This is a genomic window from Shewanella sp. MTB7, from assembly GCF_027571385.1.
GTDB lineage: Bacteria > Pseudomonadota > Gammaproteobacteria > Enterobacterales > Shewanellaceae > Shewanella.
This window is the reverse complement of record NZ_CP085636.1, coordinates 3,009,837-3,023,147: the sequence shown is the minus strand read 5'-3', so window position 1 is coordinate 3,023,147 and position 13,311 is coordinate 3,009,837. Positions and strand designations below refer to the sequence as shown.

Sequence of the window (13,311 nt, the reverse complement as noted above, 5' to 3'; positions counted from 1 at the left end):
TCGCGATACACAGGTTAACTGAGCTTAAACTTACTCACCTCTTGAGCCATCATATTGGCATCTGACAATAACGTTTCATTTAAAGCACTAAGTTCATCTGCAATTTCTTGGGTGTTTTGGTAAATTTCACTTATCTTAAGCGCATTACGATTCACCTCTTCAGACACTGCAGATTGTTCATGGGTCGCAGCTGCTATCTGCTCATTCATTGCATCAATAACACCGACTTCGTTAACGATTTTTTCAAGATCATGTCCCGCTTGTTCAGCCTCTTTGACACTCAGCTCCGCCTGGGCCTTACCTTTTTCCATGGCGAGCACTGCAACAGCAGCTCCTTTTTTGAGACGTTCGGTCATATCTCGAATATCTTCTGTAGAAGTTTGAGCGCGTTGTGCCAAGCTTCTAACTTCATCGGCTACCACGGCAAAGCCTCTGCCCATTTCACCTGCACGAGCAGCTTCGATAGCCGCATTCAATGCCAACAGGTTAGTTTGCTCAGCAATACCACTGATCACGCCCAGAACACTAACAATGCCTTGAATATCTTTATCCAGCTCATTGATGGCTTTAGATGCCCCGCCAATCTCTTCAGCCAACAGATGAATACTTGCACCAGTTCTGCTTACTCCCAAGTTGCCCTCTTTAGCTTCAATATTGGCTGCTGCAGAGGCTTCAGATGCTTTAACAGCATTAATTGCAATCTCTTGAACAGTGCAACTCATCTCGGTCATCGCTGAAGCAACTTGTTCTGCTTCACTATGACCGATTGCGACATCTCTTTGCATCACATTGGCGCAGGCTTCCATCTTCTCAGAGGCGTTAAGCAAACTGTCAGTATTGGTTCGAACTCGATGAATGACCTGTTCAAAATCAATCATCATTTGGTTGAAAGCATTGCCGAGTTTACCTAGCTCATCAGTAGTGTCTCCCTTAATACGAATACTGAGATCAAAGTTTTTCTGAGCTGCAGTCACACAGTCATGCAGATAATGAAGACGATGGTGCATATATTTCGCGACCGTCATTGAGATGTATAGGACTAAACATCCCATCACTGACATAAGTAAAATAATGCTATACATAAGTGATTTAGCTGAGGATGATTTTTGCTCAGTTTGCTTTATCAAGGAATCTGACAGCGATTTCTCAAATTCTCGCACCCGTTCTATTCGAGCGGAAGATGTTGAAAACCACTCCTCAGCACTTTGAGCGCTTAGCGCATCACTGTCACCACTGAAGGCTATTTCTCTTAAGACTTCAACATCTTTAATGGCGCGTGAGTTTAATAGTTGACGGTATTTATTCTGAACGTCGGAGGTGGCTAACGCGAGAAAACGCTCTTCATAACTCTGCTGCTCAGACACTAAACTGGTAAATTCTATGAACATTCCGGGTTTAAAATCACGATTGCCAAAGGTTGAACTTAATACCGCCCGTTCAAGCCCCGCCCGCTCTTTCATCTGTAAATAAGCGCTGAATGACGCGGCTTGAATGGCGATAGCTTGGCTGTTTCCCTCTTTTGCCGTTTGATCGACAATAGCCAACAGTCTCTTGTTAAGTTGAGAGTAATAGGCCACCTCATCTTTCACTGAAACGCTCAAGTTATTAACACTGCCACGTAGACTGTTGAGTCTGGAAAATTCTTTGTTTAATCGGGTCAGCTCACTTGAAAACGTACTAGGCAAGACGTTATCACGAACAAAATCCTTGAAGTGATTCAGTTGTGTATCTGTTGCAGTTCTTTGAATGGGGAGCGTATTTACAAAAGATTGGCCATTGGATCCAATAAAACCGGCGCTCATGCCACGCTCTTTTTGCAATTCGTGAACCAGATCGCTGTTAACAGCAGCAAGCTCACTCAACACTTGTACCTGTTCTAAGCCAGTGGAAAGCTGATGCTGATTGTAGACAATAGCACTGCCAAATACGATAGATCCTAAGATCGGAGGAATAATAACTAAGAGTAATTTATTCGTAATCGTTAAATTACCAACCCATCGAGATTTCATTAAGGAACATCCTGTATTATAACAATTTTTATTGTTTGTTAGTTTAACTTATAACCTATGTATAAAGTAAGTGAAATAAAAAAGTCCTTTAAATAAAGGACTTTTTAATCTAGATCAATAATAGCTAACATTATTACAACATTAACCTTGAAACATCAGGCGTTACCCTTAACTTTCATATTGAGAGTTTGGGCGAAATTAAGCATACGATCCAGCGGAATTAATGCGCCCTTGCGCAACTCATCATCAACAAATATCTCATGTCCGCCACTGTCTTTGCTCATTAATGAAGCTTCGATAGCCTGCAAGCCATTCATCGCCATCCAAGGGCAATGAGCACAACTACGACAGGTTGCACCATTTCCACCTGTTGGGGCTTCGATCAAGGTTTTACCTGGAGCTGCCTGCTGCATTTTATAGAAAATGCCCTTATCTGTGGCAACAATAAAGGTGTCATTCGTCATGGTTTGAGCTGCTTTTATCAGCTGACTGGTTGAGCCTACTGCATCGGCAAGTTCAACCACGCTGGCTGGAGACTCTGGATGTACTAAGATGGCGGCTTCTGGATGTAGTATTTTAAGCTCACGTAATGCCTTGGCTTTAAACTCATCATGGACAATACAATCACCTTGCCACATCAACATATCTGCGCCCGTCTCCTTGGCAATGTAGCTGCCTAAATGTCGATCAGGCCCCCAGATAATCTGCTTACCTTCACTGTCTAAATGCTCGACAATCTCAAGGGCAATACTGGAAGTCACCACCCAATCAGCACGCGCTTTTACCGCTGCAGAGGTATTGGCGTAAACTACAACCGTGTGATCAGGATGAGTGTCACAGAACTCACTGAAGGATTCAATTGGACAACCAATATCCAATGAACACGTGGCCTCCAATGATGGCATCAATACGGTTTTTTCAGGGCTTAGTATTTTAGAAGTCTCCCCCATAAACTTAACCCCGGCAACAATCAGTGTCTTAGCTGGATGATCACGGCCAAACCTAGCCATTTCAAGTGAATCAGAAACACAGCCGCCCGTCTCTTCTGCTAATGCCTGGATCTCAGGATCGGTATAGTAATGCGCCACGAGCACGGCATCTCTATCGATCAGTAATTGCTTGATCCTTACCTTGTACTCTGACTTTTCATATTCAGACAAAGGAAGTGGCTTTGGAGGAAAAGGGTATTGAATTGGTTCAACTTTTGGGGCTAACAGACTCATTTTACAACCAGGTCGAAATTCGTATTAGCGGGATTATACGTAAATACGAACCAAAAATTAACCTCTATCTAGGCGCCGAGTATGAAAAAATATTTTTGCTTATAAAAAAGAGCGCGATAGCGCTCTTTTTTATTGTTTATTTTTAGATGCTATTGCATCGCCAATAGCATCTCTTGGGGCTCTTCTAAGTAGAGTTTCCACAAGTTACAGAAGCGGGCAATAGTGCCACCATCAATCACTCGATGATCGCCAGACCAGCTTACCTGCATGATCTTTCTCGCTTCTACGTCACCATCAGCATTAAAGCGTGGCAGCACCTGCAATTTACCTAAAGCAACAATCGCCACTTCAGGTTTATTGATGATAGGTGTCGCAACCGTTCCCCCTAAAGCACCAATATTGGAGATAGACACGCTGCCACCTTTGAGATCATTTGGACTCACTCGACCACTTCGTGCAGCTGTTGTTAACCGCGTGATCTCTGCCGCGATCTCTAAAATAGACTTATTTTGTACATCTTTCACATTGGGAACTAATAATCCCACTTTAGAATCTACAGCCATGCCAATATTGTGTTGAGCCAGATAAGTCAGCTCTGTGCAGTCGCTATTGACTCGGCTATTGATCACGGGAAACTGTTTTAACGCCAGTGACATAGATTTCATGAAAAACGGCATCATGGTGAGTTTAAGATCATCGGTCGAGTATTTTACTTTCATACTCTCTCTAAGCTTCACAAGCTCAGTCAAGTCTATCTCTTCACAATAGGTAAAGTGCGGTATTGTTGTCACCGACTCAGTCATCATTCTCGCCATAACCGCTTGTACACCACGAATAGCTTCAACACGGTCAAGAGCTGTTGGAGCAGCTATCGTATGTGTTGCAGACATACGACTACTTTCAGTATCAGCAACAATTGGTGTCACTGTACCCGTTTGGTAACGACTGATATCTTCCTTATACACACGGCCGTTCTTTCCAGTACCTGACACCGTCGCAATGTCAATACCTAAACTACGTGCCATACGTCTAACGGCTGGACTGGCAAGTGCCTTGCCTTGTTGGATCATCTGTTGTGCAACAATTAACTCACTGTCAGCAACTGGCGATGCTGTCACTGCAGTGACTTGAGTCTGCTCAACGGCAACTTCCACCGAAAACAGCGGTTCATGAACCTTAGCTAACTGACCTTTTCGATAGTGTAATTTGACAATCTTCCCGGTTTTAATCGCTGGAATTTGAACCAGAGCTTTATCTGTCATTACGTCGGCTATGGGTTGATCTTCAACAACCAAATCCCCCTCTTCAACCAACCATTCCACCAATTCACATTCGACAATACCCTCGCCGATATCGGGTAAGAGAAACTCTTCTACCTGCAGGCCAACTTGAGGTGAATTAGATTCAGTCAGACTAACTATTTCTTGACTATGTACGTCACTCTTTGACTCAAAGGCTTGAGTTTCTGAAATATCCACAGAGCTTAAACCTGCTGATATATCAACAGAATACAATGGTGAATGAACTTTAGCAATTTCGCCCTTTGCATAGTGAAGTTTTTTGATGAGACCAGCATGAGGTGCGGGTATCTGCACTAAGGCCTTATCGGTCATCACATCGGCAATAGGCTGATCTTCAACAACCATATCGCCTTCACACACCAACCATTCGACAAGTTCACACTCGATAACACCTTCACCAATATCTGGCAGAATAAACTCCTTAATCATCGCCAATCTCCTAAAATTTAACTGATGCTTTTATCGCGTCAAATGTCTTCAGCGCATCAGGCATATATTCTTTCTCATGGATCAAAGGATATGGCGTATCTAATCCACACACTCGGCTGATTGGCGATTCAAGATAAAGGAAACACTCCTCCTGAATCGTGGCGGCTATCTCACCTGCAAAGCCTCCAGTTAACGGCGCTTCATGGTTGATAAGTAAACGGCCCGTTTTTTTAACTGACTCGGCAACCGTTACAGCATCCCATGGGGCTAACGTTCTAAGATCGATTATCTCACAAGATATACCCTCTTTAGTCGCCATATCAGCTGCATTCTCGATGATCTCCACTTGAGCACCCCAAGCGAGCAATGTGATATCTTTACCCTCTCGAACCACTTCTGCTTTGCCCAGTTCAATCTCATAATCCCCTTCAGGAACTTCTGCAATATTGGCACGGTACAAACGCTTAGGCTCAAAGAAAATGACCGGGTTATTATCACGGATAGAAGCCAATAGTAGCCCTTTAGCCTGATAAGCGTTACGCGGCACAACCACTTTAAGGCCCGCGGTTTGGGTAAAATAGGCTTCGGGTGATTGAGAGTGATAATGACCACCAGCAATACCACCACCATAGGGAGTTCTGAAGGTGACACCACCGACATTAAATTCATTACCACTTCGGTATCTGAACTTAGCCGTCTCATTAACAATTTGATCAATTGCGGGGAAAATATAATCAGCAAACTGGATCTCAGCAATAGCTGTCATACCGTTAGAGGCTAAACCATTGGCAAAACCTGCAATCCCTTGTTCAGTTAACGGTGTATTGAAACAACGATCACGGCCAAATTTTTCTTGTAAACCCGACGTTGCTCTGAAAACACCGCCAAAATGACCGACATCTTCACCAAACAATATCGCTTTCTCATCAGTTCCCAAAGCCATAGAAAGTGCATCATTGATGGCTTGTAACATATTAATTTTGGCCACGGCTTACACTCTCCCTTCACTTTTTGGGTATGATTTAGGATATTTTTTAAGATGTTTTTTGAGCGTATCGAGTTGCTGCTGTAGTCTTGGTGTTGGCGTGTCGTAGACATCCTCAATCAAGGTATCGATATGCGACATGGGGAGCTTCTCAGCAATTTTAACTTCAGCTAGCACTTCACTGCGATACTTTTCGAATAGCTCGGCATCTTGTTTTTCAGTCAACCATCCCTTGTTAATCATCCATAATTTAAAACGTTTAACGGGATCATGTTGCTGCCACTTAGCTTCTTCATCTTTTGAGCGATAACCCGATGGATCGTCAGATGATGAATGCGCACCAAGCCGATAGGTCATGGCTTCGATAAGTACAGGCGCATGATTTTCAACCGCATATGCTCTGGCTTGTTGAGTCGCGGCAAGTACAGCCAACATGTCATTTCCATCGACGCGTATGGTGTACATACCATAACCTGGACCACGACTGGCGATACCATTACCAACAAACTGCTCGCTGGTCGGAGTCGAAATGGCATAACCGTTATTACGGCAGAAGAAGATAGTAGGGGATTTAAGCACTGCAGCCATGTTCAGGCCAGCATGAAAATCGCCTTCCGAGGCGGCGCCCTCACCAAAGTAACAAATAGCAATATTACGCTTACCTTGCATCTTTAAGCTGTAACCAACTCCGGTAGCTTGTGGGATCTGCGTCGCAAGCGGTGAAGAGATAGTCTGGTAATGCAGCTCCGCAGAACCATAATGGATTGGCATCTGGCGGCCTTTACCTAGATCTTTTTCATTACTGAACAATTGATTCATAAATTGCTCTGTAGTAAATCCACGATAACGCAGTGCCGCATGCTCACGGTACTGAGCCAAAATGACATCTTGGTTATCCAAGGAAGCTGCACTGCCAATAATTGAGGCTTCCTCACCCGTACATGTCATATAAAAGCTGATCCGCCCCTGACGCTGAGCACCTAACATGCGCTCATCTAAGACACGGGTAAAGACACAGGTATCATAAATACGGTGAGCAAGGGCTTCATCAATGACAGGTAACACAGCATTTTCATACACGGTGCCATCGGCTTGCAAGATTTTTAAAATCGGGATTCGTATTGAATCCTTATCGAGAAAACTGACACGATGGACAGTTTCATTTTGGCTTGTTGCGTTGCTCATACTATTCTCTTATCAGCTGAGTGCTTCATTTTTTGAGTCCTCTCCCACTGGCAGAGGATATTCTTGTTATACGCGTTGCAGAACATTACGTTAACGTAAACTACCTATCAACTGTTGATGATACCTTAACAAAAACTAACCCAGTCTACTCGCGTATGTTTAGCTTTACATTTGAGCCAGATCCCGCCTGTAGGCTGGCCTAGCTTACTTGGACTCTATGAGCCATTAGCTTTATCAATATTCTCTGTGCTGGCAGGCTTAAGGCACAATACAGTACGTTGACCGACAGGTACTTTAGCGTTAGGAAATACCACCGCCTCTATCTCATGCTCAACTTTAATCTCATTTCCGGCCTCTTTTGCTAAAATGTACCCTTTTGGAAATGCAGTGAAATTTTCAACATCATTGGCAAAGGTAAATTCAAAGTCATCAACGTTTTTGTTGATGGCCCTACAGACCTGATACAAGTTGACTGATTTAGCATTAAAAGAAGAGACCTTAAGTGGTGTGTCACTGATAAGTCTGGTCAACATCTCATTCAATGCGATAAAACGAGTCATATCGTTCTGGCCCATAGGCAACACCTTTCCCAGCTCGATAGTAAATGCATCAGCCTGATAGTTAACAGATGAAAAGTAGCTGAATGTCGTCGTAGGCTCATGATGAAACAAAATGGTATCTATGCCACAAGCTTCGAGAAACATGATCTGCTTGCCACTGTATTGACGACCTGGTCTATAGGGGTAAATAGCAAACTTCTCATGCTTTGAACCACGAATGGCCGTATGCAGGTCATAGTGAATTTTATGGCTTGAACTCGTCGCTGAAGTAAAAAATTTATCGACATAAAACTCAAGTTTTTTCGCGCGGATACGTTCAGGGTTTATCAAACCTTTGCCAATAGAATGCGCTCCATTGAAGAGTCTATTTAAATTCTCTTCGATAAAACGGGTACCGTTATTAATTGCTGGCGGGTTACCAAATAAGAAAAGCACTCTTTGCTTAGCGATCAATGTTTCTGCAAGCAATGCCTTAATGAGTCCATTACACAGCTCAATAGGAGCCGTTTCATTACCATGTACTGCGCAGGAGAGCACGATATCTTTACTCTCTGTTTGGTTGAGCTCAGATACAATCGGTTCAAACACAATAACACCCGTATCCCATACTTCCACTTGAGTATGTGAGCCAAGCATAAACGATCCAGTTTCCGCAAAATACTGCGGTTGTGCCAGTGTGAGTTGTAAAAAATCTTTAGACTGTTGTAGCGCTTGTAACACGAGATGCTCCTTATTTGCTCTTACACCAAGACAAAAATTCAATACGGGGATTGATGGGCAAGATCATTTATTATTTTAGCAAAAAGCCTCGACAAGAATGCAGAGGCTTTTTCGACATATAAACTGAAAAATGGCAACTTAAACTTAGTTTAACATCTTATCTATCATAGATTGTGCTTGGTTTATCACTTCATCTAGGTGATCTTGACTAATAAAACTCTCACCATAGATCTTGAACAGTGCTTCGGTTCCAGAAGGTCTAGCAGCAAACCATGCATTATTAGTCACCACTTTAATGCCACCGATATTAGCCTTGTTACCCGGAGCCTTAGTCAAAATCCTATGAATGTTTTCACCTGCTAAAGTGTCAGTACCTAATACATCGACATCAACATTTCCTGAAGTTATCTGGGCAAATTTGGCTTTCTTCTGCGTGCTCACCGGACTGTCTACACGGGTATAAAAACTCTCCCCGTGCAACGCGACAAGCTCACGGTATCGTTCAGCTGGCGTTTTACCAGTCACCGCCAATATTTCAGCCGCTAGAAGCGCTAAAATAAAGCCGTCTTTATCAGTACACCAAGTCGTACCATCACGTCTTAAAAAGGCTGCCCCTGCACTCTCTTCACCACCAAAGGCAAAACTAGCATCGGCTAAACCATCGACAAACCATTTAAAACCGACGGGCACTTCGCTCATCACACGCTGATGTTGTGCGCATACCTTATCTATCATTGAGCTAGAAACTAAGGTTTTACCGATTTTTAAAGACTCAGACCATTGAGGCCTATGTGTCACTAGGTAGTCGATTGCCACGGCCAAAAAATGATTCGGATTCATCAAGCCACTACCCGGACAAACGATGCCATGACGATCGTAGTCAGGGTCGTTACCCACACAAAGATCAAAATTATCCTTGTGTGCTAGTAAACCTGACATGGCATAACTTGATGAACAATCCATTCTAATCTTGCCATCTTTATCAAGAGGCATAAAACTGAAACTAGGATCCACACGATCGTTGACCAAGCTAATATCCAGTTGATAGCGTTTTGCTATTTCGGCCCAGTAAAAGATCCCTGATCCCCCGAGTGGATCTACACCTAATGCTAACTTAGCCTTTGAGATAGCCTCCATGTCGATCACGTTAATTAAATCATTAACATAGGGTTGGATTAAATTTGCAGCTTGAACATGTTCACTTAACATAGCTTGTGAATAGTCAGTGCGCTGAACCCCGACTAGATTTTGACGCAGGTACTCATTGGCACGATCCTCAATCCACTGGGTGATCTCACCTTCTGCCGGCCCACCATGGGGAGGGTTATACTTGATCCCGCCATCTTGTGGGGGATTATGCGATGGGGTGATAATTAACCCGTCTGCCTTACAGTCTGAATATTGGTTCGCGCTAATGATGGCATGAGAAATAACAGGAGTGGGTGTAAACCCATCATCTTTGTGGACAATCACAGTCACGCTATTGGCCACTAATACCTCAATGGCCGTTATATAGGCTGCTTGAGATAACGCATGGGTATCGATACCTAAATACAGAGGACCAGTGATCCCTGCCTTACTACGGTAATCGACCACAGCTTGAGTAATTGCAAGAATATGAGCTTCATTGAAGCTACGTTTAAACGCGCTACCTCTGTGACCAGAAGTACCAAAAGTTACCTTCTGCTCATCCATCTCTAAATTGGGAGTCAATCGATAATAGTGACTCATCAGCTTAGGTATATTTGTCAAATCCTTTTGTGATGCTGCTTGTCCAGCACGTTCATGAATAGCCAATACTATTCTCCTGCTCATTGGTTAAAATCATTTATCTAAAAGAACAAATTAAAGATTAGTTGTGATCGCTTCTATTTGTCCCTCAACAGTACCGTACTGTTGTAAAACCTCAGTCAAGATAGTGCGCTTCTTAGCCGTGCTATTGTTTGTGGTGACCCAATAGCCACTTTGACCTATCTCTTTCGGATTAGCCGATTTACTTGATTTTAGCAGCGACTGCTTTGAAGTGGCAAAATAGAGTCTATCTCGGCCTTTAATTTTCAACACTTGCTCAAATTTTTGTGGTGAAGCCAGATACACGGCTTGCAAAATAAACAAGAAACGTCCAACAGCGCCTTTCGCTACGGCCAGTTCCTCTTTATCAATGCAAGCGTCAAGATCGATCAATCTAGGCTGCTCAACAATCTCAGCTGCCACCTTCTCAAAGCTAGGTTGACTGATAACTTCGGGCTCATCTTTTACAAGTGGCGCCACAAGTTTAACTTCTAAGCCCAGTAATCGACGTAAGATTTCAGAAGCACTCTCGCCGATCCTTTCAGTCTTGCTGGCAATAAGGCGATATAGCTCTTCATCAACCTCTATATATTTCATGATCTTTCTCTTCCTCACTAGAAATTAATGCCCTAAACCATAAAAATAGATTTATGGAATGAAATAATTACTGGATCATTTTTCTATCCGGGCGATCGTTGCACAAGAGTATGCCATCTTTAAACTTATAATAAAGACCATTTATCTCAATTTCGAAATACTTGCACTTTAGCTGAAAGAAAACTGACTCATTTGCCTAAAAACAAAACACTTCATCGCGTTAATACTCATTTTAGTCAATGGATTTTCAGTTCAGAGCCATTTATCGACTTTTCAATTCTATGCCCTATGATGAAATAATAGGCACCTATTGGCTTATAAAATCCTTCATCTTGAAGTGCTTTAGGGTTATAAGGCACAATGTTAAGCCTATTAGCACTTCGACGAGTTGACATGAACTATATCTCTACAGGCCAAGGTCAAGTTGTGATCTTAATACACGGCTTATTCGGTAATCTAGATAACTTAAAAAATTTAAGTAAGAGTTTAGAATCAAGTTATCGAGTGATACGTGTCGATGTACCAAATCATGGTTTGAGTCCACATTGGTCAACCATAAATTATCCTACTTTGGCGCGTGCGGTGATTGAACTCATGGATGAGTTATCTATTAATGAAGCTCATCTTGTCGGACACTCGATGGGCGGTAAGATTGCAATGGCTACGGCACTGTCATTTTCCGAGCGAATAGTCAGTGTTGTTGCAGCGGACATTGCCCCTGTTAGTTACCAAGACAGACACTTGAATGTATTTGAGGCACTGAAAGCCGTTAACTTAAATCAAGTTAAAAACCGCTCTCAGGCGCTTTCGTCGTTATTGATGTCAGGTATTGATGTTGCAACAGCACAATTTTTACTTAAAAATCTCGCTCAAGATGAAGCTGGGTATAAATGGAAAATGAATCTGGATGGACTGCTGGATAGTTACCCCCAGATGATTGCTTGGTACAACGACAATATACCTGCAGAAATGGTTTATAAAGGACCATGTTTATTTATTCGCGGTGGCGACTCCGATTATATTACCGCTGACCATAGAGCCGCTATAATGGCACAGTTTCCTAACGTTCAAGCAAAAACCATTGAAGGTACTGGTCATTGGCTACATGCTCAAAAACCCATCATTTTCAATCGTATCATCTCAGAGTTTATCCTTAAACACACAACTAAATAATCCTTATTTAGTCATTTATGCATATAGCAGCCACACATCATCTATGGTATATTCGCGCCTCTTTTGAGCCTGAGGAAGCGTGAAATGTTATCTCAGTATATGGAGCAGATTGAAGCGTTAGGGCTAAACCTCTTTTTCGCATCAATTTTTTTCTTTATCGGTATGGCTATACATGATGTGCTAAAACAGGGCAAAGTCCCTAAGTTTGGTCGTAACATCGTTTGGCTTGTGTTATTTATCGGCTGTGCCGGGTTTATTGCGAAGGGATTAATACAGATGTTCTGGGAAGGCTCAGGCATTGGTTAAACATTGATTAAATGGCTAAAGAAACATCAGACAGAACCACAATAGATCTATTCGCAACAGAAAAGCGACGAGGCCGTCCTAGAAGTAACCCGTTACCTAGAGACCAGCAATTAAAAGTCAATAAGCGAAACCAGATCCAGCGTGATAGAGCTAACGGACTAAAACGAATAGAGCTAAAGGTGTCACAAGATTTGTATGACGCCTTGAATGAAAAGGCTTTGGCCAGTAAAATTAGTCGAAGCCAATTAATCGAATTGATATTGCAGAATCTGGTTGACTCTTAACCCGCTCTGTTAACGATAACAAACACTGCTAATTAGATATAGGAAAGACAATGGCAACTGTAGGTCTTTTTTTCGGTAGCGATACAGGTAACACTGAAGCCGTCGCCAAGATGATCCAGAAAAAACTGGGCAAAAAGATGGTCGATGTTAAAGACATCGCCAAGAGCACTAAAGAACAGATACAAGAATATGATCTTCTTCTTTTTGGTATCCCTACTTGGTACTACGGTGAAGCTCAATGTGATTGGGATGATTTTTTCCCTGAGCTAGAGCAGATCAACTTTGAAGATAAGTTAGTGGCTATCTTTGGTTGCGGTGATCAAGAAGATTACGCCGAGTACTTCCTTGATGCCATGGGCATGGTGAATGAAATTGTCGAGGCCCGTGGCGGTATCGTAATTGGTCACTGGCCTACGGAAAGCTATGACTTTGAAGCGTCAAAAGGTCTTGCCGATGATAAACATTTTGTTGGACTAGGCATTGATGAAGATCGTCAACCTGAATTAACAGAAGAGCGTGTTGATGCTTGGGTAAAACAGATCTACGAAGAGATGTGTTTAGCTGAACTTGAAGATTGATCTGCTTGAATCAGAAATCTAACGGTTCAAAAAGCGGCTTATAGCCGCTTTTTTGTGTCTGAACTCTTATTGCAAATTTATCATGGGTCTTAGATGTTCCCGACATCTTGAAGACATTTCCTCCATCCATGGATGGTCAAGGATGTAAATTTACTTTGTTGCAATTAACA

General features: G+C 42.6%; 12 protein-coding genes. 4 read left to right on the top strand and 8 right to left on the bottom strand.

All coding sequences use genetic code 11. The features are described 5' to 3' along the window. Positions 1-14: 14 nt before the first annotated feature. From HWQ47_RS12875 to seqA, 8 genes are all read right to left on the bottom strand, one after another. A complete protein-coding gene (locus tag HWQ47_RS12875; RefSeq protein WP_269971505.1) occupies positions 15-2,009 on the bottom strand; it encodes a methyl-accepting chemotaxis protein in 1,995 nt (664 codons plus the stop codon). Positions 2,010-2,164: 155 nt separating this feature from the next. Continuing rightward, positions 2,165-3,232, bottom strand: coding sequence for a quinolinate synthase NadA (nadA, locus tag HWQ47_RS12870; RefSeq protein ID WP_269971504.1), 1,068 nt, complete (start codon positions 3,230-3,232; stop codon positions 2,165-2,167). Between the two features lie 149 nt (positions 3,233-3,381). After that, positions 3,382-4,962 carry a dihydrolipoyllysine-residue acetyltransferase gene (locus tag HWQ47_RS12865; RefSeq protein ID WP_269971503.1) on the bottom strand — a complete coding sequence of 527 codons (1,581 nt, stop codon included), beginning with the start codon at positions 4,960-4,962 and terminating at the stop codon, positions 3,382-3,384. Between the two features lie 10 nt (positions 4,963-4,972). Then, positions 4,973-5,950 carry an alpha-ketoacid dehydrogenase subunit beta gene (locus HWQ47_RS12860; protein ID WP_269971502.1) on the bottom strand — a complete coding sequence of 326 codons (978 nt, stop codon included), beginning with the start codon at positions 5,948-5,950 and terminating at the stop codon, positions 4,973-4,975. A 3-nt stretch (positions 5,951-5,953) separates the two neighbouring features. After that, positions 5,954-7,132: a thiamine pyrophosphate-dependent dehydrogenase E1 component subunit alpha gene (locus tag HWQ47_RS12855; RefSeq protein ID WP_269971501.1), complete on the bottom strand. Its 1,179-nt coding sequence runs from the start codon at positions 7,130-7,132 to the stop codon at positions 5,954-5,956. A 215-nt stretch (positions 7,133-7,347) separates the two neighbouring features. Further along, positions 7,348-8,412: a succinylglutamate desuccinylase gene (gene astE, locus HWQ47_RS12850; RefSeq protein ID WP_269971500.1), complete on the bottom strand. Its 1,065-nt coding sequence runs from the start codon at positions 8,410-8,412 to the stop codon at positions 7,348-7,350. 144 nt (positions 8,413-8,556) lie between these two features. Continuing rightward, on the bottom strand, positions 8,557-10,209 hold the full coding sequence (pgm, locus tag HWQ47_RS12845; RefSeq protein WP_269971740.1) for a phosphoglucomutase (alpha-D-glucose-1,6-bisphosphate-dependent): 1,653 nt from the start codon (positions 10,207-10,209) through the stop codon (positions 8,557-8,559). 48 nt (positions 10,210-10,257) lie between these two features. Then, a complete protein-coding gene (seqA, locus tag HWQ47_RS12840; protein WP_269971499.1) occupies positions 10,258-10,800 on the bottom strand; it encodes a replication initiation negative regulator SeqA in 543 nt (180 codons plus the stop codon). A gap of 393 nt (positions 10,801-11,193) precedes the next feature. Between seqA and HWQ47_RS12835 the strand changes: the two genes are divergently transcribed. From HWQ47_RS12835 to fldA, 4 genes are all read left to right on the top strand, one after another. Further along, the gene (locus HWQ47_RS12835; RefSeq protein WP_269971739.1) at positions 11,194-11,973 is read left to right on the top strand and encodes an alpha/beta fold hydrolase; all 780 of its coding nucleotides are present in this window, start codon (positions 11,194-11,196) and stop codon (positions 11,971-11,973) included. A gap of 84 nt (positions 11,974-12,057) precedes the next feature. Beyond that, positions 12,058-12,279, top strand: a complete 222-nt coding sequence (locus HWQ47_RS12830) for a DUF2788 domain-containing protein (RefSeq protein ID WP_269971498.1) — start codon at positions 12,058-12,060, stop codon at positions 12,277-12,279. A gap of 11 nt (positions 12,280-12,290) precedes the next feature. Beyond that, on the top strand, positions 12,291-12,563 hold the full coding sequence (gene ybfE, locus HWQ47_RS12825; protein ID WP_269971497.1) for a LexA regulated protein: 273 nt from the start codon (positions 12,291-12,293) through the stop codon (positions 12,561-12,563). A 50-nt stretch (positions 12,564-12,613) separates the two neighbouring features. Then, entirely contained in the window at positions 12,614-13,141 is a 528-nt protein-coding gene (gene fldA, locus HWQ47_RS12820; protein ID WP_269971496.1) for a flavodoxin FldA, read from the top strand. Positions 13,142-13,311 lie beyond the last annotated feature (170 nt).